The 20,897-nt window shown below is 72.0% G+C and carries 26 protein-coding genes; 18 read left to right on the top strand and 8 right to left on the bottom strand.

The window, feature by feature from the left end; translation table 11 throughout:
• Nucleotides 1-4 precede the first annotated feature (4 nt).
• Nucleotides 5-913, top strand: a complete 909-nt coding sequence (locus ASC77_RS00530; RefSeq protein ID WP_056147470.1) for a phosphotransferase — start codon at nucleotides 5-7, stop codon at nucleotides 911-913.
• A gap of 179 nt (nucleotides 914-1,092) precedes the next feature.
• Here the strand turns inward: ASC77_RS00530 and ASC77_RS00535 are convergent, their stop codons facing one another.
• Nucleotides 1,093-2,007 carry a neutral zinc metallopeptidase gene (locus ASC77_RS00535; protein WP_056147474.1) on the bottom strand — a complete coding sequence of 305 codons (915 nt, stop codon included), beginning with the start codon at nucleotides 2,005-2,007 and terminating at the stop codon, nucleotides 1,093-1,095.
• An 89-nt stretch (nucleotides 2,008-2,096) separates the two neighbouring features.
• Between ASC77_RS00535 and ASC77_RS00540 the strand changes: the two genes are divergently transcribed.
• The 4 genes from ASC77_RS00540 to ASC77_RS00555 are packed head-to-tail and all read left to right on the top strand — an operon-like array spanning nucleotide 2,097 to nucleotide 7,175.
• Nucleotides 2,097-3,695 (top strand): ABC-F family ATP-binding cassette domain-containing protein, encoded by a 1,599-nt coding sequence (locus ASC77_RS00540; RefSeq protein WP_056147476.1) that lies wholly within the window; start codon nucleotides 2,097-2,099, stop codon nucleotides 3,693-3,695.
• A 26-nt stretch (nucleotides 3,696-3,721) separates the two neighbouring features.
• The gene (locus tag ASC77_RS00545; RefSeq protein ID WP_056147479.1) at nucleotides 3,722-4,504 is read left to right on the top strand and encodes an enoyl-CoA hydratase/isomerase family protein; all 783 of its coding nucleotides are present in this window, start codon (nucleotides 3,722-3,724) and stop codon (nucleotides 4,502-4,504) included.
• 21 nt (nucleotides 4,505-4,525) lie between these two features.
• Nucleotides 4,526-6,409, top strand: a complete 1,884-nt coding sequence (locus tag ASC77_RS00550; RefSeq protein WP_082574365.1) for an ABC transporter ATP-binding protein — start codon at nucleotides 4,526-4,528, stop codon at nucleotides 6,407-6,409.
• Between the two features lie 10 nt (nucleotides 6,410-6,419).
• On the top strand, nucleotides 6,420-7,175 hold the full coding sequence (locus ASC77_RS00555; protein ID WP_056147487.1) for an SDR family oxidoreductase: 756 nt from the start codon (nucleotides 6,420-6,422) through the stop codon (nucleotides 7,173-7,175).
• Here the strand turns inward: ASC77_RS00555 and ASC77_RS00560 are convergent.
• Nucleotides 7,061-8,047 carry an SURF1 family protein gene (locus tag ASC77_RS00560; RefSeq protein ID WP_082574366.1) on the bottom strand — a complete coding sequence of 329 codons (987 nt, stop codon included), beginning with the start codon at nucleotides 8,045-8,047 and terminating at the stop codon, nucleotides 7,061-7,063. The two genes, ASC77_RS00555 and ASC77_RS00560, sit on opposite strands and share 115 nt — an antisense overlap.
• 66 nt (nucleotides 8,048-8,113) lie before the next feature.
• Between ASC77_RS00560 and moaA the strand changes: the two genes are divergently transcribed.
• Nucleotides 8,114-9,109, top strand: coding sequence for a GTP 3',8-cyclase MoaA (moaA, locus tag ASC77_RS00565; RefSeq protein WP_056147489.1), 996 nt, complete (start codon nucleotides 8,114-8,116; stop codon nucleotides 9,107-9,109).
• Here moaA and ASC77_RS00570 read toward each other — a convergent pair.
• Both ASC77_RS00570 and ASC77_RS00575 read right to left on the bottom strand, forming a co-directional pair.
• On the bottom strand, nucleotides 9,106-9,294 hold the full coding sequence (locus tag ASC77_RS00570) for a hypothetical protein (RefSeq protein WP_056147491.1): 189 nt from the start codon (nucleotides 9,292-9,294) through the stop codon (nucleotides 9,106-9,108). The two genes, moaA and ASC77_RS00570, sit on opposite strands and share 4 nt — an antisense overlap.
• Nucleotides 9,295-9,432: 138 nt before the next feature.
• Complete coding sequence (locus ASC77_RS00575) at nucleotides 9,433-9,789, bottom strand: DUF3099 domain-containing protein (protein WP_056147493.1); 357 nt, start codon at nucleotides 9,787-9,789, stop codon at nucleotides 9,433-9,435.
• Between the two features lie 67 nt (nucleotides 9,790-9,856).
• Here ASC77_RS00575 and ASC77_RS00580 point away from each other — a divergent pair, with 67 nt between their 5' ends.
• Genes ASC77_RS00580 through ASC77_RS00595 form a run of 4 tightly spaced genes read left to right on the top strand, consistent with a single transcriptional unit; the run spans nucleotide 9,857 to nucleotide 12,127 of the window.
• Nucleotides 9,857-10,069 (top strand): dodecin, encoded by a 213-nt coding sequence (locus tag ASC77_RS00580; RefSeq protein ID WP_056147495.1) that lies wholly within the window; start codon nucleotides 9,857-9,859, stop codon nucleotides 10,067-10,069.
• A gap of 53 nt (nucleotides 10,070-10,122) precedes the next feature.
• On the top strand, nucleotides 10,123-10,842 hold the full coding sequence (gene fabG / locus ASC77_RS00585; RefSeq protein WP_056147497.1) for a 3-oxoacyl-ACP reductase FabG: 720 nt from the start codon (nucleotides 10,123-10,125) through the stop codon (nucleotides 10,840-10,842).
• 3 nt (nucleotides 10,843-10,845) lie between these two features.
• On the top strand, nucleotides 10,846-11,619 hold the full coding sequence (gene fabI / locus ASC77_RS00590; RefSeq protein ID WP_056147500.1) for an enoyl-ACP reductase FabI: 774 nt from the start codon (nucleotides 10,846-10,848) through the stop codon (nucleotides 11,617-11,619).
• 1 nt (nucleotide 11,620) lies between these two features.
• On the top strand, nucleotides 11,621-12,127 hold the full coding sequence (locus ASC77_RS00595) for a SixA phosphatase family protein (protein WP_235547367.1): 507 nt from the start codon (nucleotides 11,621-11,623) through the stop codon (nucleotides 12,125-12,127).
• 122 nt (nucleotides 12,128-12,249) lie between these two features.
• Here the strand turns inward: ASC77_RS00595 and serB are convergent, their stop codons facing one another.
• Entirely contained in the window at nucleotides 12,250-13,476 is a 1,227-nt protein-coding gene (serB, locus tag ASC77_RS00600; protein WP_056147503.1) for a phosphoserine phosphatase SerB, read from the bottom strand.
• Between the two features lie 59 nt (nucleotides 13,477-13,535).
• Between serB and ASC77_RS00605 the strand changes: the two genes are divergently transcribed.
• Nucleotides 13,536-13,895, top strand: a complete 360-nt coding sequence (locus ASC77_RS00605) for a VOC family protein (protein ID WP_056147506.1) — start codon at nucleotides 13,536-13,538, stop codon at nucleotides 13,893-13,895.
• 13 nt (nucleotides 13,896-13,908) lie between these two features.
• Here ASC77_RS00605 and ASC77_RS00610 read toward each other — a convergent pair whose 3' ends face one another.
• Nucleotides 13,909-14,640 (bottom strand): hypothetical protein, encoded by a 732-nt coding sequence (locus ASC77_RS00610; RefSeq protein ID WP_056147510.1) that lies wholly within the window; start codon nucleotides 14,638-14,640, stop codon nucleotides 13,909-13,911.
• A gap of 56 nt (nucleotides 14,641-14,696) precedes the next feature.
• Here ASC77_RS00610 and ASC77_RS00615 point away from each other — a divergent pair, with 56 nt between their 5' ends.
• Genes ASC77_RS00615 through yidC form a run of 6 tightly spaced genes read left to right on the top strand, consistent with a single transcriptional unit; the run spans nucleotide 14,697 to nucleotide 19,075 of the window.
• On the top strand, nucleotides 14,697-15,491 hold the full coding sequence (locus ASC77_RS00615) for an ABC transporter ATP-binding protein (RefSeq protein WP_056147513.1): 795 nt from the start codon (nucleotides 14,697-14,699) through the stop codon (nucleotides 15,489-15,491).
• Between the two features lie 9 nt (nucleotides 15,492-15,500).
• Complete coding sequence (locus ASC77_RS00620; protein ID WP_056147516.1) at nucleotides 15,501-15,962, top strand: NfeD family protein; 462 nt, start codon at nucleotides 15,501-15,503, stop codon at nucleotides 15,960-15,962.
• 25 nt (nucleotides 15,963-15,987) lie between these two features.
• Complete coding sequence (locus ASC77_RS00625) at nucleotides 15,988-17,145, top strand: SPFH domain-containing protein (RefSeq protein WP_056147519.1); 1,158 nt, start codon at nucleotides 15,988-15,990, stop codon at nucleotides 17,143-17,145.
• Nucleotides 17,142-17,906 (top strand): sulfite exporter TauE/SafE family protein, encoded by a 765-nt coding sequence (locus tag ASC77_RS00630; protein WP_056147520.1) that lies wholly within the window; start codon nucleotides 17,142-17,144, stop codon nucleotides 17,904-17,906. Before ASC77_RS00625 ends, ASC77_RS00630 begins: the two co-directional genes overlap by 4 nt.
• A 24-nt stretch (nucleotides 17,907-17,930) precedes the next feature.
• Complete coding sequence (locus tag ASC77_RS00635) at nucleotides 17,931-18,215, top strand: hypothetical protein (RefSeq protein WP_156390857.1); 285 nt, start codon at nucleotides 17,931-17,933, stop codon at nucleotides 18,213-18,215.
• Nucleotides 18,216-18,274: 59 nt separating this feature from the next.
• Nucleotides 18,275-19,075 (top strand): membrane protein insertase YidC, encoded by an 801-nt coding sequence (yidC, locus tag ASC77_RS00640; RefSeq protein WP_056147526.1) that lies wholly within the window; start codon nucleotides 18,275-18,277, stop codon nucleotides 19,073-19,075.
• Here yidC and ASC77_RS00645 read toward each other — a convergent pair.
• Nucleotides 19,053-19,421, bottom strand: coding sequence for a DUF4267 domain-containing protein (locus ASC77_RS00645; RefSeq protein ID WP_162249778.1), 369 nt, complete (start codon nucleotides 19,419-19,421; stop codon nucleotides 19,053-19,055). The two genes, yidC and ASC77_RS00645, sit on opposite strands and share 23 nt — an antisense overlap.
• Nucleotides 19,422-19,473: 52 nt before the next feature.
• Between ASC77_RS00645 and ASC77_RS00650 the strand changes: the two genes are divergently transcribed.
• Complete coding sequence (locus ASC77_RS00650) at nucleotides 19,474-20,136, top strand: nitroreductase family protein (protein WP_056147530.1); 663 nt, start codon at nucleotides 19,474-19,476, stop codon at nucleotides 20,134-20,136.
• On the opposite strand, the gene ASC77_RS00655 is transcribed toward ASC77_RS00650, so the two are convergent.
• A complete protein-coding gene (locus ASC77_RS00655) occupies nucleotides 20,129-20,866 on the bottom strand; it encodes a hypothetical protein (protein ID WP_056147532.1) in 738 nt (245 codons plus the stop codon). The genes ASC77_RS00650 and ASC77_RS00655 overlap by 8 nt on opposite strands.
• Nucleotides 20,867-20,897 lie beyond the last annotated feature (31 nt).

Below are 20,897 nucleotides of genomic sequence, written 5' to 3' on the forward strand. Positions count from 1 at the left end.
GAGCATGTGGCAGCCCGAACCCGGGTGGCACCCGCTGCCCGGCGGCAGTGGTGCCTCGACGGTTGGCGTCTGGAGGACGGTCCTCGGCGACCAGCCCGTGGTGGTCAAGCGGGTGGCGCGGCCGGCCGCCGACGACCCAGTCGAGCTGACCAACCCGCGGCACTTCGCCTACTGGCGGCGCGCCGCCGACGTCATCACCGCCGCGACCGTCGTCGAGACACCGGGTCTGCGCTCGGCGGGGCTCGGCGCCGTCGAGGAGGACGAGGACGGCATCACCATCACCCAGGAGTGGGTCGAGGACGCGTCCAGCAGCGGGCTCTTCTGCGCCCACGCTCTCGGCCGGTTCGCTGGGTCGCACCTCGCTGCCGCCCCGTGGCTGGCGCGCAACCAGCTGCGTGACCGGATCGCCCGCGTGGAGCGTTACGGCGGCTGGCCGACCCTGGCCCGGACCACCGTGGCCGACGTCGCCGACCACCTGTGGCAGCGACGGGTCGAGCTGCTGGCCGCGGTCGACGCCCTGGTCCAGGTGCCGCAGCACGGCGACGCCGTACCCGCCAACCTCCTGGGGCGTGCCGACGATGACGTGGTCGCCATCGACTGGTCGACGCTCGGCACCGGCGCGGTCGGTGCCGACCTCGGCTACTTCGCGCTCAGTGCCCGCGAGGAGCTCGAGCCGCTCGTCGACGCCTACCTGCTCGGCCTGCCCGACGGGCTGGCCACCCGCGAGGAGGTCACCCTCGGCGCGCGGGTGACCACCGTCTACACCGTGCTCAACCGCGCCGAGTGGGCGCTGGGCCGCGCCGCCCCGGGGGAGGGTGCGCTGGCGGGGAAGTTCCGGCACCCCGCCGTCGCCCCGCACCTGCGCGCCCTCCAGCGGCAGTTCCCGCACATCGAGGCGCTCGTCGAGGGCTGAGTTGCGCGGGCACGGGGACCGCGGTTGGTGACCAAACGTCGCTTCCGGCGTCCGAGAACCTGCGGTTGGTGACCAAACGTCGTCCCCGGGCGGGTCAGTCGTCCCGCCCCCGGACGATCAGCAGCACCACGACGGGCACCACGAAGATCAGCACCAGCGCGAGCAGGACCCACACGACGTCAGAGAGCTCCGGCGGCGAACGTGTCGCAGGCGTCGAGGGTCCCCTCGGTGTAACCAGTCATGAACCACTTGACTCGTGACTTGGCCGAGCCATGGGTCCAGGACTCCGGGTCGACGTCGCCGCCGGACTGCTGCTGGATCCGGTCGTCGCCGACCGCCGTGGCGGCGTCGATCGCCTGCTGGATGTCGGCGTCGGTCAGCTCCGAGAAGAGCGTGTTGCCCCGGGTGTCCTGGGTGGCGGTCGCGGACTTCGCCCACATGCCGGCGTAGCAGTCGGCCTGCAGCTCGAGGCGTACGGCGTCGCTCTTCGCGCCCTGCTGGGTCTTCACCTTGCCCATGGTGCCGAGCAGGTTCTGGATGTGGTGGCCATACTCGTGCGCGAGCACGTAGGCCTCGACGAAGCCGCCGTCCGGGCCGCCGAGCTGGCGCTCCAGCACCTCGTCGTAGAAGGTCGTGTCGAGGTAGATCGTCCGGTCGACCGGGCAGTAGAAGGGGCCGACCGCCGCGGAGGCGGACCCGCAGCCGGTGGAGATGCCGTCGGTGAAGGTCTCGATCTTGCGCTCGGGCTCGAAGGCCGTGCCGGACTGGTCGGGCAGCGTGTCGGACCAGTAGTCGGAGAGCGAGTTCTCGATCGCCACGCGTGCGCAGTCGGTGCTGTCGTTGGCGTCCTTGCCGCTCTCGCACTTCCCCTGGTAGCGACCGGTGTCGGTGGCCTGGCCGCCGCCGTCGGAGCCACCGCCGAGCAGCATGCTCGCGGCGACCACGATCACGATGATGATCAGCGTCCCGATGCCACCCCCGGCGGCGCCACCGGGGATCGGGATGCCGCCGCCCCCGCCGCTCCTGCCCGCACCCGAGCGACCCGCGTCGCCCATCCGGCTGGTGTCCAGCCGGGCCTTCGGGTTGAACCGCATCACCACTCCTGACGTGCCGGGCCGACGTGATCCGGGACACCGTCGCCGATGCCCGGTTGGACCGTACCCACAACTACGCTTGAGACCTCATGATCACCGCCCACAAGCTCGAAGTCCGTGCCGGAGCACGCCTGCTCATGGAGGACGTCAGCTTCCGGGTCGCCGCCGGCGACAAGGTCGGCCTCGTCGGTCGCAACGGTGCCGGCAAGACTACGCTCACCAAGATCCTCGCCGGCGAGGCGCTGCCGGCCGCCGGCAGCGTGCAGGCGACCGGTGAGGTGGGCTACCTCCCGCAGGACCCGCGCATCGGCGACCCCGAGGTGCTGGCCCGCGACCGGATCCTCTCCGCGCGCGGTCTCGACGACGTCGTACGCCGGCTCCGCCAGGCCGAGACCGACATGGGCAGTGACGACCCGGCCGTCCGCGAGAAGGCGATGCGGCGCTACGAGCGTGCCGACGCCGAGCTGCACGCCGGTGGCGGGTACGCCGCCGAGTCCGAGGCGGCGACCATCGCCAGCAGCCTCGGGATCGAGGAGCGGATCCTCACCCAGCAGCTCAAGACCCTCTCCGGCGGTCAGCGCCGTCGGGTCGAGCTCGCCCGCATCCTCTTCTCGGGTGCCGAGACGCTGCTCCTCGACGAGCCCACCAACCACCTCGACGCGGACTCGATCGTCTGGCTCCGCGAGTTCCTCAAGGCGCACAAGGGCGGGCTGATCGTGATCAGCCACGACAACGCGCTGCTGGAGCAGACGGTCAACAAGGTGCTCCACCTGGACGCCAACCGCGGCGAGATCGACGTCTACAACATGGGCTGGAAGGCCTACCTCACGCAGCGCGAGACCGACGAGAAGCGCCGCAAGCGGGAGCGGGCCAACGCCGAGACCAAGGCGAAGACGCTCACCGACCAGGCCAACAAGATGCGCGCGAAGGCCAGCAAGGCCACCGCCGCGCAGTCGATGCTCAAGCGCGCCGAGAAGATGATGGCCGGGCTCGAGGGGGAGCGGGCGGCCGACAAGGTCGCCCGGATCAAGTTCCCGGCACCGGCGCCCTGCGGCAAGACCCCGCTCACGGCCGAGGAGCTGTCCAAGTCCTACGGCTCGCTGGAGGTCTTCATCGACGTCGACCTCGCGATCGACAAGGGCTCCCGCGTGGTCATCCTGGGCCTCAACGGCGCGGGCAAGACGACCATGCTGCGGATCCTGGCCGGCGTCGACCAGCCGGACACCGGCTCCGTCGTGCCGGGGCACGGCCTGAAGATCGGCTACTACGCCCAGGAGCACGAGACGCTGGACGTCAACCGCACCGTGCTCGAGAACATGCAGAGCGCGGCGCCGCAGCTCACCGACACCGAGGCCCGCTCGGTGCTCGGCTCGTTCCTCTTCTCCGGCGAGGACGCGCACAAGCCGGCCAAGGTGCTCTCGGGCGGCGAGAAGACCCGCCTGGCCCTGGCCAGCCTCGTCGTCTCCAGCGCCAACGTGCTGCTCCTCGACGAGCCCACCAACAACCTCGACCCCGCCTCCCGCGAGGAGGTGCTGGCCGCGATCCGCACCTACGAGGGCGCGATCATCCTGGTCACCCACGACGAGGGCGCCGTCCGCGCCCTCGAGCCCGACCGGGTGCTGCTGCTGCCCGATGGTGACGAGGACCTCTGGAACGAGGACTACGCCGACCTGGTGTCGTTGGCCTGACGGTGGCCCCCTCTAGTGTTCGGGGCATGGACGCCAAGACGCTCGAGGACGCCGGACTGCTGTACGACGTGACCGGTCCGGTCGCCACCATCACCCTGCACCGGCCCGAGGTGCGCAACGCGCAGACACCGACGATGTGGCACGCGCTCGCCGCGATCGGGGACGAGCTGCCCGACGACGTACGCGTCGTCGTGGTGAAGGGGTCCGGCGCGGCGTTCTCGGCGGGCCTCGACCGCAGCATGCTCGACCCGAGCACCGCCGGCGAGGGGTCGGTCGTCGCGCTGATGGGCCAGTCCGACGACGAGGTGTCGGCCGCGATCGACGGGTTCCAGCGCGGGTTCACCTTCCTGCGCGACCCGCGGTTCGTGTCGATCGCCGCGGTGCACGGCTACGCCATCGGAGCCGGCTTCCAGCTCGCGCTCTCCTGCGACCTGCGCGTCGTCGCGGAGGACGCACAGTTCTGCATGAAGGAGTCGGCGCTCGGTCTGGTGCCCGACCTGACCGGAACAAAGCCGCTCGTCGAGAGCGTTGGCTATGCCAGGGCGCTGGAGATCTGTGCCACGGCCCGGATGGTCGGCGCGGCGGAGGCGGTGGACATCGGTCTGGCGCTCACCGCCGTACCGGCCGCCGAGCTGGACGCGACCGTGGCCGACCTGGCGGCGGCCCTGACCGCGCCGATGGTCGGCGCGGTGCGAGAGACCAAGGCACTGCTCCAGGGGGCGGCGGACCGCAGCCTCGACGAGCAGCGCCGCCTGGAGCGCGAGGCGCAGACGCGCCGCTTCCGGGAGCTCGTCTCACTGCTCGGCTAGGGATCGGCTAGGGAGGAAACGATGTCGGGGATGCAGGGCTCGGCGGCCGCGTGGCGGCACCTACGGTCCGACCGCAGCATCGTCCACAACCGGATCGAGCGGGGGACCGTGCGCCGCGTCGTCGGGTTCGCGCGGCCGCACCGGCGGCTGATCACGGTCTTCCTCGTGCTGACCGTGATCGACAGCTGCCTGGTCGTCGTCTCGCCGCTGCTGGCCAAGCACATCATCGACGACGGCATCGTCGGCGGTGACGCGCAGCTGGTGACGCTGCTCGCGCTCGCGATGGCCGGGGTGGCGCTCCTCGGCGCGGTGCTCTCCGTCGGGGAGGGCTGGCTGTCCTCGCGGATCGGCGAGGGTCTCATCTTCGACCTGCGGACGCGCGTCTTCGGGCACGTGCAGCGGCAGTCGCTCGCGTTCTTCACCCGCACCCAGACCGGCGCCCTGGTCTCACGGCTCAACAACGACGTCATCGGCGCCCAGCGCGCCTTCACCTCGACACTGTCCAGCACCGTCGCGAGCACCATCTCGGTCGTGGTCGTCGGCATCGCGATGCTGGCGCTCAGCTGGGAGGTGACCCTGCTCTGCCTGGCGATCTTCCCGCTGATGCTGCTGGTGTCGCGCTGGGTCAGCGGGCGGCTCGCGGGCCTGACCCGCATGCAGATGGACGGCAACGCCGACATGGGCAACGCCATGACCGAGCGGTTCAACGTCGGTGGCGCGATGCTGCTCAAGCTCTTCGGCCGGCGTCACGAGGAGGACGAGGTCTTCGCCCGGAAGGCGGCCCACGTGCGCGACCTCGGCATCCGCATCTCGCTGCTCACCCGGATCTTCGCCGCGTCGATGATGGCGGTGCCGGCGCTCGCGACCGCGCTCGTGTACGGCGTGGGCGGCCACCTCGCCGTCGACAACGCTCTGACGGTCGGCACGCTGATCGCCCTCGCGACCCTGCTGCTGCGCCTGCTGGGGCCGCTCCAGAGCCTCTCCAACGTGCGGATCGACGTGATGACGGCGCTGGTCAGCTTCGAGCGCGTCTTCGAGGTGCTCGACCTCCCGGCGCTGATCGAGGAGAAGCCGGACGCGGTCGTCCTGCCGCGCTCGGCCGCCCGGCTGGAGTTCGACCACGTCGCGTTCAGCTACCCACGCCCCGACGACGTCTCGCTGGCGTCCCTGGAGACGGTGGCTCGCAAGGAGTCGCGTGAGGGCGGGCCGGTGCTCACCGACATCGGGTTCGTGGCCGAGCCGGGGCAGATGGTGGCGCTCGTCGGACCCTCGGGCGCGGGCAAGACCACGATCACCCACCTGGTCGCCCGCCTCTACGACGCCGACGACGGCGTCGTACGGGTCGGCGGGCACGACGTACGAGACGTGACGCTGGAGTCGCTGGAGGACGTCGTCGGCTACGTGACCCAGGACGCGCACATGTTCCACGACACGATCCGGGCCAACCTGCTCTACGCGCGACCGGGCGCCACCGACCCCGACATCTGGGCGGCCCTGGAGGCGGGGCAGATCGCGACCATGGTCCGTGGCCTCCCGGACGGGCTCGACACGGTCGTGGGGGACCGCGGCTACCGGCTGTCGGGCGGCGAGCGCCAGCGGCTCGCGATCGCCCGGCTGCTGCTGAAGGCGCCGTCGATCGTGGTGCTGGACGAGGCGACGGCACACCTCGACAGCGAGTCGGAGGTGGCGGTGCAGCGCGCCCTGGACGCCGCGCTCGAGGGCCGCACGTCGCTGGTCATCGCCCACCGGCTCTCGACGGTCCGCGAGGCCGACCAGATCCTGGTCGTCGACGGCGGCCGGATCGTGCAGCGCGGGACCCACGCGTCCCTGCTCGCCGAGGGTGGCCTGTACGCCGACCTCTACCGCACCCAGTTCGTCGCCGACCTCCCGCCGGCGACCGTCTAGCCTGCTCGGCATGGACCTGGAGCTCACCGACCGCGTCTTCATCGTCACCGGAGGCGCCCGTGGGCTGGGCCGCGCGACCGCGGACGCCCTGGTGGCCGAGGGTGCGCGCGTGGTGCTGTCGGGCCGCAGCGCGGAGAGCCTCGAGGACGCGCGGACCGCCCTCGGCGACGCGGCTGCCACGGTCGTCGCCGACAACGCGGACCCGGCCACGCCGTCCCGGCTGGTCGCTGCCGCCACCGAGCGCTGGGGCCGGCTGGACGGCGCGCTGGTGAGTGTCGGCGGTCCGCCGAAGGGGGCGGTCACCGCGATCACCGACGACCAGTGGACCGCGGCGTTCGAGTCGGTCTTCCTGGGGGCCGTGCGCCTCGGCCGGGAGCTCGGTCGGGCCGTCCCGCACGGCGGGTCGCTGGCCTTCGTCCTGTCGTCGAGCGTGCGCGCCCCGCTCGCCGACATGGCCATCTCCAACGGGCTCCGGCCCGGCCTCGCGATGGTCGCCAAGACGCTGGCCGACGAGCTCGGCCCGGACGGCGTGCGGGTCAACGGCCTGCTGCCCGGTCGCGTGGCGACCGACCGTGTCGCGGAGCTGGACGCGGCGGGCGGCGACGCCGAGGCCGCGCGGACCGCGGCCGTCGCCTCGATCCCGTTGCGCCGCTACGGGGAGCCGGAGGAGTTCGGCCGGGTCGCGGCCTTCGTGCTGTCGCCGGCCGCGTCGTTCGTGTCGGGCGTGATGCTGCCCGTCGACGGGGGCGCGTTGCGCGCCCTCTGAGCCTCACGATGGGCCTCGCGGGCGGCGCGCTCCTCGGCGTACGCCTTCTGGTAGGCCGCCTTCACGGCCTGCTTGTGGGAGTTCTTGGCGGCCTGCTTCGTCTTGCGCGCCGACAGGGCTCCCTCGCGCGCCGACGGCTCGGCGCGCCCCTGGGAGCGCCACTCGTCCCAGGCCAGGTAGCCGAACCCGAAGAGCGCGAGCAGCCCGAAGAACCACCACTGGAGCCCGTAGAAGAAGTGCGGCCCGTTGTTGAGCTCGGGGAGCTCGACCGGCTCCAGGCCGTCGGCGGCCTGCCCGTCCTCGGTGTCCAGGACCACGAACCCGCCGTAGAGCTCGCGGTCGATCGCGGCGCCGATCGTCGCGCTCGAGATCGCCCGGGTGGAGTGGTCGGCGACCTTGGCGGCGTCCCCGTCGGCGTCGGCGCGCACCCAGCCCTCGACCGTGGTCTCGCCATCCGGCGGAGCGGGTACGTCGTCGGGGCTGGCGCCCTCGTTGTCGGCCGCCATCCACCCGCGGTCGACGAGCAGCGTGGCGCCGTCGGTCGTGACCAGGGGGACGACCACGTCGATGCCGGACGCGCCGTCGCGGGTGCGGTAGCGCACGATGACGGTGTTGTCGGTGTCGTAGGTGCCGGTCGCGGTGACCTGGCGCCACTCGTCGTCGTCCGGGACCGGTCGCCCCGGCGCAAGCACGTCGGCGACGGGGGAGGGCGCGCGGTCCTCGTTGGCGCGGATCACGGCATTGCTGGCCTTGCGGTCGTCGAGGCGGTGGAACTGCCACTGGCCGAGCCACCACGCCGCGTAGCACAGCAGCACGACGACGACTGCGAAGAGCAGCCACCGTCGACTGATGAGGAACCGCCACGACCGCACGGGTCGAGGCTAGTCGCCGCCCGGGCGTGCTCCCGCCCCGGCCTCAGGCGTCGTCACTAGACTGTGGTGGTGACGACACAGCGCCTCGAGGATCGCTTCGGCCGGGTGGCGACGGACCTGCGGGTCTCGCTGACCGACCGGTGCAACCTGCGCTGCAGCTACTGCATGCCTGCGGAGGGGCTCGACTGGCTGCCGGACGAGTCCGTGCTCACCGAGGACGAGATCGTCCGGCTGGTCCGGATCGGGGTCCAGCGGCTCGGCATCCGGGAGGTCCGCTTCACGGGTGGTGAGCCGCTCGTACGCCGCGGCCTGGTCGACATCGTCCGGCGTACCCACGAGCTGGGCGTCGAGACCTCGCTGACGACCAACGCGCTCGGTCTCTCCCGGATGGCGGACGCCCTCGCGGCTGCGGGCCTGGACCGGGTCAACGTCAGCCTCGACAGCATCCGGCCGGAGACCTTCCACGAGATCACCCGTCGCGACCGCCTCCACGACGTCGTCGCCGGCCTCGAGGCCGCGCACGCCGCCGGACTCGGCCCGATCAAGATCAACGCGGTGCTGATGCGGGGCGTCAACGACGACCAGGCACCCGAGCTGCTGCGCTGGGCGCTGGACCACGGCTACGAGCTGCGGTTCATCGAGCAGATGCCGCTGGACGCCCAGCACGGGTGGTCGCGCGAGGGCATGGTGACCGCGGACGAGATCCTCGTCGCCCTCGAGTCCGAGTTCGTGCTCAAGCCGGCCGAGGAGCCTCGGGGGAGCGCCCCCGCGGAGCTCTTCCAGGTCGACGGCGGCCCCGGGACGGTCGGGGTCATCGCCTCGGTGACGCGGCCCTTCTGCGGTGACTGCGACCGGGTCCGGCTCACCGCGGACGGCCAGATCCGCAACTGCCTCTTCGCGCGGGAGGAGTCCGATCTCCGTGGCGCCCTCCGGAGCGGGGCCGACGACGCCGAGATCGCCGAGCGCTGGGTGGTCGCGATGCGGGGCAAGCGCGCCGGGCACGGGATCGACGACCCGACGTTCCTGCAGCCCGACCGGCCGATGTCCGCCATCGGCGGCTAGTGCGCGACGACGTCCTTGAGGAACTGACGCGCGCCCAGGAAGTCGGAGAGCGACTGCTTGTGCTCGTCGCAGGCCAGCCAGATCTTGCGGCGCTCAGGCGTGTGCAGCTTGGGGTTGTTCCAGAGCAGCTCCCAGATGGCCGGCTGCTGGCAGCCCTTGGCCGAGCAGGTGTCGGCGTCGGTCACGGCGTGCTCCTCGAGCCTCGAGATGTCTGAAATGTGAAGTGGTGCCAGACAGCCACGGGGGAAGCCGTCCGGCACCACAGCGAGCCAGGACGGGGGAGACCCGGCTCGCGGTGGATTCTGTCACCCAGTCGGGTGAAGTCAAGGATGAGGGGTGTCCTCACCCGACGTGTCGTCGCTCCGACGGCGTTCGGGGCCTGCGGTGAGCTCCCGGACGTAGCGCCCGTCCAGCAGGTCGACGCCGTCGTTCTTGGTCATCACGGCGTTCGCCATCACGACCGCGATGTACGGGAGGATCAGCGCGCCGGCGATCAGGATCGGCCACAGCCAGCCCACGTGGGCGAGCGCGGCGATGATCGCGCCGACGAAGCAGAGCGAGCGCAGCGTCATCGAGATGAGGTAGCGCTTCTGCCGGGCGGCGATGTCGTCGCTGCGGTTCGACGCGGCCGTGGTGATGCGGACCGCCTCGTCCTGCCGTCTGCGCAGGTCCCGGGCCATGCCTCCCACTGTACGTCGCTAGAGTCGGCGTCCCAGGCGTACCCCTGGGCCAGCATCGGAGGTCATCATGACGAACCGCACCTACCGCGTCACCGAGATCGTCGGCACCTCGCCGGACGGCATCGACGCCGCCATCCGCAATGCCGTCGAGCGGGCCGGGAAGACCCTGCGTCACCTGGACTGGTTCGAGATGACCCAGGTCCGCGGCCAGGTCAAGGACGGCCAGGTGGAGCACTTCCAGGTCGGTCTCAAGGTCGGCTTCCGGCTCGAGGACGACTAGGTCCTGGCGAACGTGTTTAGGGCTACTCCGGGGTAGTCGATAGCGTCCGTGACGTGAGCGAAGCAGACGAGCCCAGGTCGGTCCTGGTCACCGGCGGCAACCGCGGCATCGGCCGCGCGATCGCGGAGGCCTTCGTCGCGAACGGCGACCGGGTCGCCGTCACGACGCGCAGCGGCGGCGCGCCCGACGGCGCGCTCGACGTCCGGTGCGACATCACCGACGCGGCGCAGGTCGACGCGGCCTTCGCACAGATCGAGGAGGCGCACGGTCCGGTCGAGGTGCTGGTCGCCAACGCCGGCATCACCGCCGACACGCTGCTGCTGCGGATGTCCGACGACGACTGGTCGTCGGTGCTCGACACCAACCTGACCGGTTCCTTCCGGCTGGCCAAGCGGGCCTCGAAGGGGATGCTGCGGCTGCGCCGTGGCCGGATCGTCTTCATCTCCTCGGTCGTCGGCCTGACCGGGTCGGCCGGGCAGGTCAACTACGCGGCGTCGAAGTCGGGGCTGGTCGGCATGGCGCGCTCGATCGCCCGGGAGCTCGGCTCGCGGTCGATCACGGCGAACGTGGTGGCGCCCGGCTTCATCGAGACCGACATGACCGGGGTGCTCACCGATGAGCAGAAGGCCGCGATCCTCGCGCAGGTGCCGCTGGGGCGGTACGGCGCGGTCGACGAGATCGCGGAGACAGTGCTGTGGCTGACCGGCCCCGGCGCGGCGTACGTCACCGGGGCAGTGATCCCGGTCGACGGTGGACTCGGAATGGGGCACTGACCGATGGCAGGCATTCTCGACGGCAAGCGCATCCTGGTCGCAGGCGTGACGATGGACAGCTCCATCGGCTTCGCGACCGCGAAGGTGGCGCAGGAGCAGGGCGCGACCGTGCTCATCTCCAACTTCGGCCGGGCGCTCGGCATCACCCGCCGGATCGCGAAGCGGCTGCCGGTCGAGCCGCCGGTGCTCGAGCTCGACGTGACCGACGAGGACCACCTCGCCGGGCTCGAGGCGCAGGTGCGCGAGCACGTCGACGGCCTCGACGGCGTCGTGCACTCGATCGCCTACGGCAACCCGGAGACCCTGCTCGGCGGCCGGTTCCTGACCGGTCCGTGGCCCGACGTGGCGCAGGCGGTGCAGGTCTCGGCGTACTCCCTCAAGTCGCTCGCCGAGGCGACCCGCCCGCTGATGGGCCCGGGCGGCTCGATCGTCGGGCTGACCTTCGACGCGACCGTGGCGTGGCCGGCGTACGACTGGATGGGCGTGGCCAAGGCGGCGCTCGAGTCCACGTCCCGCTACCTGGCTCGCGACCTCGGGCCGCACGGCATCCGCTCCAACCTGGTCTCGGCCGGGCCGCTGAAGACGCTGGCGGCGAAGGCGATCCCGGGCTTCGAGGACCTCGAGTCGATGTGGAGCGACCGGGCGCCGCTCGGCTGGGACAACACCGACCACGCGCCGACGGCGCGGGCCGTGTGCGCGCTGCTGTCCGACTTCTTCCCCGCCACCACCGGCGAGATCATCCACGTGGACGGCGGTCTGCACGCGATGGGTGCCTGACGTGTCCCGCCAGCTGGTGGTGATGCGGCACGCGAAGGCGGAGCAGGCCGGCCCGAGCGACTTCGAACGGCCCCTGGCCGAGCGCGGCCGCCACGACGGCGCCGCGGCCGGCGCTTGGCTGGCCGAGCAGGGCATCACGCCCGACCACGCGCTCGTCTCGGCGGCACTGCGGACCCAGGAGACCTGGGCCTCGGTCGCCGCCGGCGCCGGCTGGTCGCTGTCGCCGGAGCTGGACCGCGGGCTGTACGCCGCCGGCCCCGAGACCGCCCTCGACCTCATCCGCCTGGTCGATACCGAGGTCGAGCGGCTCGTGGTGATCGGGCACAACCCGACGATGGCGGTGCTCGCCCAGGTGCTGGACGACGGCAGCGGCGACCCGGAGGTCTCCGCGTCGATGGTCGGCGACTTCCCGACGAGCGCCGTCGCGGTGTTCTCCTACGACGGCGCCTGGGCGGACCTCGGCGAGGGCACCGCCCGGCTCGAGGCGTTCCGCGTCGGCCGGGCCTGACCCCCGGCCGCCAGATCCGCGGTTGGTGACCAAACGACGTGCGGGAGCGCTCCCGACCTGCGGTTGGTGACCAAACGACGGAGCGGGAGTGCCCCGGATCTGCGGTTGGTGACCAAACGGCGTCAGACCGGCGGCGCCGGCGTCACGAACCCGGCCTCGGCGTCGGCGGCGACGATCTCCTCCCGCGAGATGCCGAGCAGGTACATGATCGTGTCGAGGTAGGGCACGTTGACCGAGGTGTCGGCGGCGTCGCGGACCATCGGCTTGGCGTTGTAGGCGATGCCCAGGCCGGCCGCGTTGAGCATGTCGAGGTCGTTGGCACCGTCGCCGATGGCGATCGTCGCCTCCTCGGAGACGCCGATCTCGGCGGCGAACTCGCGCAGCGCGGCCGCCTTGCCGGCCCGGTCGACGACGGGCCCGACGATCCGGCCGGTCAGCACCCCGTCGACGATCTCGAGCTCGTTGGCGCGGGAGAAGTGGATGCCGAGGTCGACGGCCAGCCGGTCGACGAGCTGGCTGAAGCCGCCCGACACCAGCGCGAAGCGGTAGCCCAGCCGACGCAGGGTGCGCACGAGGGTGCGGGCGCCGGGCGCCAGCACGATGGCGGCATACACCTCGTCGAGCGCGCTGGCGGGCACCCCGGCGAGGAGTGCCACGCGGGAGCGCAGCGACTCCTCGAAGTCCAGCTCGCCGCCCATGGCCGCGGCGGTGACGGCGGCGACCTCCGCCTCGTAGCCGGCGTGCGCGGCGAGCATCTCGATCACCTCGCCCTGGATCAGGGTCGAGTCGACGTCCATCACGATCAGGCGGGTCCCGCGACGCAGCAGGTTGGCGCGTTGGACGGCGATGTCGATGCCGTGGGTCGCGGCCTCGCCGGCGAGCACGGTGCGCAGCGCGTCCGTGTCGGCGCCCGAGACGTGCAGGTCGATCGCGGTGACCGGATAGCGCGCCATCCGCTCGATCCGGTCGATGTTGGCTCCGGCGTCGGCGATCCGGCCGGCGACCGCTGCCATCGCAGACGCGCGGAGGGGCGAGCCGATGATCGTCACGTGGGAGCGGCCCTCGGCGCGGGACTTGTTGTCGCCGACCCCGCGGTCGATGTCGACGCTCATGCCCAGGGCCTCGGCGGTCTCGTCGATCGCGGCCCGGACCTTCTTGGCATTGCGCGGGGCGGTGACCAGGATGCCCAGGATCAGCCGGCCGCGGAGCACGATCTGCTCGAGGTCGAGCACCTCGACCCCGGCTCCGGAGAGGGCGGTGAACATCGAGGAGGTCACGCCCGGTCGGTCCTTGCCCGACAGCGTGATGAGCAGGGTCTCCGGCTTCTCGCCTGGGCGCGCGTCAGTCATCAGTCGGCAACGCTATCGCTGCTCGGCCCGGTGTCGGTGACCCGTCCTACATTCGGGGCATGACCAACATCCATCACGCGATCGACTACGTGGAGCTCAACGTCGGCGGCTCGCTCGCCGAGAGCCGTGCCTTCTACGAGCAGGCGTTCGGCTGGGGCTTCAACGACTACGGGCCGGACTACGCCGGCATCCGGGCCGCCGACGGCGACGGCGAGGTCGGCGGGCTGAACGGCACGACGGAGGCGTCCGGTGGCGGTCCGCTGGTGCTCCTGTACTCCGACGACCTCGACGTCACCCTCGCCGCGGTCCGGGAGGCCGGGGGAGCGGTCGTCGAGGGGCCGTACGAGTTCCCCGGCGGACGCCGCTTCCACTTCACCGACCCGGCCGGCAACGTGCTGGGCGTCTGGGCCTCGTCCTAACTGGTCGGGAGAGCTAGTCGGGCCAGACCTCGGGGGAGCAGGCGGCGACCAGCGCCCGACGCCCGGCCCGGGCCAGCGGACGCAGCGCCGCCTCGCGGGCCGCGATCTCGGAGGCGCTCACGGCGCCCCCGTCGTCCTCCAGTGCGAGCTCGGCGATGCCGAGCGCCTGGAGCGCCCGGGCGGCGAGCTCGACGCAGCGCGACGGCGTGCCCTCGGGCGCGACGACCGGCGAGCGGTGCCGCAGGTTGAGGAGCTCGTCGGCGACCTCGGGACGCCAGCGGGCGACGTCGAGCCGGGCCAGGTCGTTCGCGGAATCGACGAGGGCGGCGCGCAGCGCGCGGTCGGCCTCACCGACGTCCGGCAGCTGCCGGCGCGCTGCGGGGTGCGCGGTCCAGGTGATCGCCGCACCCGTGCGCCACGGCACGAGCCCCAGCTCGGCGCCCGCGACCACGACGGCCTCCCCGGCCTCGAGGGCGTCCGCGTTGAACGCACCGGGACCGCCCAGGCCGACCGGGTCCCCCTCGGCGGGGAACGCCGCACCGAGCGAGGTCGCGCCCTCTGCTCGGAGCCGGCCCAGGGCCGCGACCAGGGTCTCCGTGCCCGCCGCTCCCGGCAGGCCGGCGACGGCATGGGTCGCGTCGTCGCCCAGCACGGCGTCGACCACCAGGTCGGTGACGACATGGCCGCGCAGCCACGCCGTACCCCACCAGGCGAGGCGCGCGGAGGCAGGGAGCTGAGTGGTCACGGCGGGTGAGGATACGCCTGAAAGCCGCTCACCGAGCACTCGCTAAGGTGTGCGCCATGACCGCCGTCCTGGACTTCACCGACGTGACGATCCGGCGGGGACAGGCGACCTTGCTCAACCGCGTCTCGTGGCAGGTCCACGACGACGAGCGGTGGGTGATCCTCGGCCCCAACGGCGCCGGCAAGACCACGCTGCTGCAGGTCGCAGGCGCTCAGGTGCACCCGACCGAGGGCCGCGCCGGCATCCTCGACGAGGTGCTCGGATCCGTCGACGTCTTCGAGCTGCGGCCCCGGATCGGCATCACCAGCGCCGCGATCGCCGAGCGGATCCCGCGCGCCGAGCGCGTCCACGACGTCGTCGTCTCGGCGTCGTACGGCGTGGTGGGGCGCTGGCGCGAGGCGTACGACGACCTCGACCACCGGCGTGCGACCGACCTGCTCACCGAGGTGGGTGTCATCCACCTCGTCGACCGCACCTTCGGCACCCTCAGTGAGGGGGAGCGCAAGCGGGTCCAGATCGCGCGCGCCCTGATGGCCGACCCGGAGCTGCTGCTGCTCGACGAGCCCGCGGCCGGTCTCGACCTCGGCGGGCGCGAGGACCTGGTCTCGACCCTGTCGGTCCTGGCGGCCGACCCGGACTCGCCCGCGACGGTGCTGGTCTCCCACCACGTGGAGGAGATCCCGCCCGGCTTCACGCACGCACTGCTGCTGCGTCGTGGAGAGATCGTGTCGGCCGGCCCGATCGAGGAGGTCGTGACCGCGGCCAACCTCTCGTCGACGTTCGGGATGCCCCTCGTGCTCAACCACGAGGACGGTCGCTGGAACGCTCGGCGACGAACCCGGCACAGGTAGGGTCGAAGCATGGACTGGCTGAGCGGACACGCGTGGGCGGTCTGGCTCGGGATCGCGGCGTTCCTCGGCATCGCCGAGCTGATGAGCCTCGACCTGGTCCTCATGATGCTCGCCGTCGGCGCGGGCGCGGGAGCCGTCTCCGCGGCGCTCGGTGCCGGCGTCGGCGTGCAGATCCTCGTCGCCGGCGCCACCGCGATCGCGATGCTCGCGCTGGTGCGTCCGTCGCTGGTCGCCCGGCTGCACCAGGGCCCCGACCTCGTCCTCGGCACCAAGAAGCTGGTCGGCCAGCGCGGCACCGTCACGCAGCGGATGACCGGGCTCGTCGTCGGCCAGATGAGGCTGGCCGGAGAGACGTGGAGCGCCGCGCCGTACGACGAGAACGTCACCATCGAGGTCGGCGAGACCGTGGAGGTCTTCGAGATCCGCGGTGCGACGGCGTACGTCCATCCGATCCCCGAGCTCGACAGCTAGTCCGCGACAAGCCAAGGAGTCCGTCTTGCCACTCGCCATCCTGATCCTGCTGGCGCTGCTGCTGTTGTTCGTGGTGGTGCTGCTGGCCAAGACCGTCCGAATCATCCCGCAGGCCCGCGCGGGCGTCGTCGAGCGGTTCGGCAAGTACCTCAAGACGCTGCCCGCCGGCCTCAACATCGTGGTGCCCTTCATCGACAAGGTGCGCTACGTGATCGACCTGCGTGAGCAGGTCGTCAGCTTCCCGCCCCAGCCCGTCATCACCGAGGACAACCTGGTGGTGTCGATCGACACCGTCATCTGGTTCCAGGTGACCGACCCGATCGCCGCGACGTACGAGATCGCCAACTACATCCAGGCCGTCGAGCAGCTCACGATGACCACGCTGCGCAACATCGTCGGTGGCATGGACCTCGAGCAGACGCTGACCAGCCGCGAGGAGATCAACACCGGGCTGCGCGGCGTGCTCGACGAGGCGACGGGCAAGTGGGGCATCCGCGTCAACCGCGTCGAGATCAAGGGGATCGACCCGCCGCCCTCCATCAAGGACGCGATGGAGAAGCAGATGCGCGCCGACCGCGACAAGCGGGCGTCGATCCTCACCGCCGAGGGTCAGCGCCAGTCCGCGATCCTGACCGCGGAGGGCAACAAGCAGTCCGCGATCCTGAACGCGGAAGGCGACCGGGAGTCGCAGATCCTGCGCGCCCAGGCCGACCGCGAGTCGTCGATCCTGCGGGCCCAGGGTGAGGGCCAGGCCATCCAGACCGTCTTCCAGGCGATCCACGACGGCAACCCCGACCAGTCGCTGCTGGCCTACCAGTACCTGCAGATGATGCCGAAGATCGCCGAGGGCGGCGCCAACAAGCTCTGGATCGTCCCGAGCGAGATCGGCAAGGCGCTCGAGGGGCTGGGGTCGACGATGACCGACCTCGCCGGCATCCCGCAGCACTCGTCCGGCTCCAAGACGCGGGTCGACCTGGGCAGCACCGAGCGCGCCGAGGTCGGCGGCAGCGGCGCACTCCACGACAGCGAGCTCAGGAAGGCCAACGCCGCGGTGGAGGCGGCGATCGCGGAGGCGGCCCAGGCGGCCAACCCGCGCGCCGCCGCCGCTCCCACGGAGACCGACCCCGCTGTCGACCCCGGTGAGGTGCCCCCGGCGCCGCCGGAGGAGCCGCCTGCTTCGTGAGCGTCTTCGAGATCGTCGCGATCCTGCTCGCCGGGATCGCGGCCGGAACCATCAACACGGTCGTGGGCTCCGGCACTCTGATCACCTTCCCGACCCTGCTCGCGTTCGGCATCCCTCCGGTCACCGCCAACGTCTCCAACACCATCGGCCTCGTGCCCGGCTCGGTGTCGGGCGCGATCGGCTACCGCCGCGAGCTGGCCGGGCAGCGCTCCCGGGTGCTGCGGCTGAGCGTCGCCTCCCTCCTCGGCGGTACGGCGGGGGCGGTCCTGCTGCTGGTGCTTCCTGCGGACGCGTTCACGGCGATCGTGCCGGTGCTGATCGTGCTCGGGCTGGTGCTGGTGGTCTGCCAGCCCCGGATCTCCGCCTGGGTCGCGCGCCGGCACGAGGCGACGGGCGGGATGCCCTACCACGGCACCTGGTGGGTCTGGCCGGGCGTGCTCACCACCGGCGTCTACGGCGGCTACTTCGGCGCCGCCCAGGGCGTGCTGCTGATGGCGGTGCTCGGCACGGGCGTCGACGAGTCGCTGCAGCGGCTCAACGGGATCAAGAACATCCTGGCCGCCGTCGTGAACGCCGTCGCCGGCCTGATCTTCGCCATCGTGGCCGACGTCGACTGGTGGGTCGTGCTCATCATCGGCATCGGGTCGGTCATCGGCGGCCAGATCGGTGCGACCGTCGGCCGCCGGCTGCCCCCGGTCGGGCTCCGGATCGCCATCGTCGTCGTCGGCACCGTCGCCCTGGGCGTCTTCCTCCTCAGCTGACCTCGTCGCGAGTAGCATCGCGGCGTGACCTGGGCGCGGGACGTGACGACACGACTCCTCGTGCTGCTCGCGGCCGTGGCCGGAGCGGTGCTGGGCACCACCCTCCCGGCGTCGCCCGGCGTCGGCGTGGCGCTGGTGGCCGCCGCGCTGGCGACCCTGCTGGTGCTCTCGACGCGGCAGGTGTACGCCGTCGGGCAGCTGCGCCCCGTGGCTGCCGTCGCTGCCACCGGACCTGCGCCCGTGCTCGCCGGCCGGGTCACCGACCCGGTCCACCACCCGCTCCGTCCACGTGCTCCTGGACTGGCCTGACTCTCGCGCACCCCGCGAGCCAGGCCCCGTCCCACTTCCCGACCTCCAGGAGCTCTGCCATGTCCGTCCTCGATCCGCTGTCCCATGCCCTCGCCGCCGTCATCGCCACCACCCACGCCGGACTCACCGCCCTCGGTGCCGACCCGTCCGGGGGCGCCACCTGGGTGCTCTGCGTCGCAGCCGTGGTCGTCGTCGTGCGGGTGGCCCTGCTGCCCGTCACGGTCCACGGCGTACGCCAGGCGCACGCCGCGGCGCGCGCCCGACCCCAGCTGCAGGCCCTGACCGAGCGGTACCGAGGCCGCACGGACCGCGCCAGCCTCCAGCAGCTCGCGGACGAGCGTCGCCGCATCGCCGCCGAGCACCGGCTCTCGCCGTGGGGCTGCCTGCCGATGCTGGCCCAGCTGCCGGTCTGGGTGGCGCTCTACCACCTGGTCGGCACCGTCGCCGGCGGCGTACCGGTGGGGGCGATGCACTCCGGGCTGGTCGCGTCCCTCGGCGCCGCGACCGTCCTCGGCATCCCGCTCGCCGGGCGCGGCTACCTGGGTGGCGGCCTGACGCACCTCGCGGTGGTCGCCGGCCTGGCCGGGCTCGCGGCCGGTCTGTCGTACGTCACGCAGCGCTACCTGGTCGCGCCCAACACGGTGCTGGCGGACGCGCCGACGGCCGTGGCCCGCGTGCACCAGCTGATGCCGGCGATCTCGGCGGTCAGCCTGCTGGTCTTCGCCGGCGCCGTCCCGGTGGCGCTGCTCGTCTACTGGGTGTGCAACTCGACGTGGACCCTGGGGCAGTCGGCGGTGGTGTGGTGGTGGTTCCCGACGCCCGGGTCGCCGGCTGCGATCAGGCGCGGGGTGAGCGCCTGAGGAGGCCGATCAGCCCGGAGCCGACCGCGCCGACGGCCGGGGCGATCAGCGTCATCCCGGTCTTGCGAGAGACCGAGCCGTCCTGCATCGCGAGGTAGCCGGTGCCCGCGTCGGCGGCGTCGACGAGGATGCCGAGCCCGATGAGGCCCTTCTGCGCCCTGCCGCGCGTCACCAGCGTCGCCACACCGAGCGCGATCTCCCGGGAGCCGAAGAGTCGTGTCACGTACGGCACCTGCGGGTTGGAGACCGGGTCGAGCTGGAAGATCTTCGCGGCCGCGTGCGGGTTGGCGAGCGCCGCGGAGCCGACCGCGATCCGTCCGAGGGCGAGTCCGATCACTGGGTTCATGGGCTGCACGCTAGCGGTCGCCGGGTGACCGCGCGCGTGACAGGCTCGACCCATGGACCTGTACGACGTGATGCGCACGACCCCGGCCGTCCGGGAGTTCACCGACGACCCGCTGCCCGACGAGATCCTGCACCGGATCCTCGACCACGCCCGGTTCGCGCCGAGCGGCGGCAACCGGCAGGGGGTGCGGATCATCGTCGTCCGCGACGAGCAGACGCGGGAGCGACTGGCCGAGCTGAACAGGCCCGCGGTGCGCCGCTACGTCGCACAGATCAAGGCCGGCCAGAGCCCGTGGAACAGCCTGGAGCCGCCGGTCCCCACGCCGGACGAGATCGCGGCGACCGACGTCCCGGAGCAGTTCACGAAGCCCGTCCTCACCGCCGGCGCCGTCCTGGTCGTCTGCGTCGACCTCGGCGTCGTGGCGTCCACCGACCAGGACCTCGACCGGGTCGGCGTGATCAGCGGTGCGTCCGTCTACCCGATGGTCTGGAACATCCTGCTCGCCGCCCGCAACGAGGGCTTCGGCGGGACCATCACCACGATGGCCGTGGCCGAGGAGCCGGCCGTGCGCGGCCTGCTCGGCATCCCGGACGAGTACGCCGTCGCGGCGGTGCTCCCGATCGGCAAGCCGGTCAAGGAGCTGACCAGGCTGCGGCGCAACACCGTCGAGGAGTTCGTCACCCGCGAGACCTTCGACGGTCAGCCGTTCAGCTGACGACGCCGGGACGGAGGTGGATGCGCGGACCGAACGGCGGCAGCCATCCGGTGCCGGTGCCGGCTTCGGGACCCCACGAGTCGCTGTAGCCGTTGAAGGTGATCAGGTCCGGCTGGTCGGCCGGCGGCTCGAGGTTCTCGAACCCGTTGGCGCCGGCACCGACCCGGACCCATCGCGGGTCGTGCAGGCACGACCGCGGCAGCTCCACCTGGATGACGTTGCGATCGAAGTCGACCGAGAAGTGTCGACCCTTGCAGCCCACGTCCGTCGTGATGAAGCCGAACGTTCCGCATGCGGGAGGGTCGAGGTCTTCTTGGTCGAGGTCGGGGAGCTTCGGCTCCCGTGACATGAAGACGAAGGTCCTGAACCTCCCCGGTCGGACTTCGGAGCGGTTGACGTCGACGAACCACCCCCGGTCGGCGGTCTTCAGGTGCACGGACAGCATCTGCTCCGACGCGGGGTCGAGGTCGCGGAAGACGGTGCTCACGATGATCGACGTCCTCGTGTGCCGTGCGGACAGGCGGACGATGTCGTCGTTCGCGTCATCGGGTGCGTCGAAGTCGGTGACCGTCGGGCACTCGTCCTCGCTCGCCGCCCCGACGTAGGTGTAGCCCTCGACATCGCCGCGCGCGTCCCGCGCAGCCCACTTCTCGGCCGACGCCGGGGAGAGGGGAGCGAGCAGCACCACCAGGGCGCTGGCGGCGCACGCGCGCACGAGGGTCCGAGACATGACGCAGATCCTCACCCGGCGCGGCCCTCGG

The organism is Nocardioides sp. Root1257 (assembly GCF_001425175.1).
Lineage (GTDB): Bacteria > Actinomycetota > Actinomycetes > Propionibacteriales > Nocardioidaceae > Nocardioides.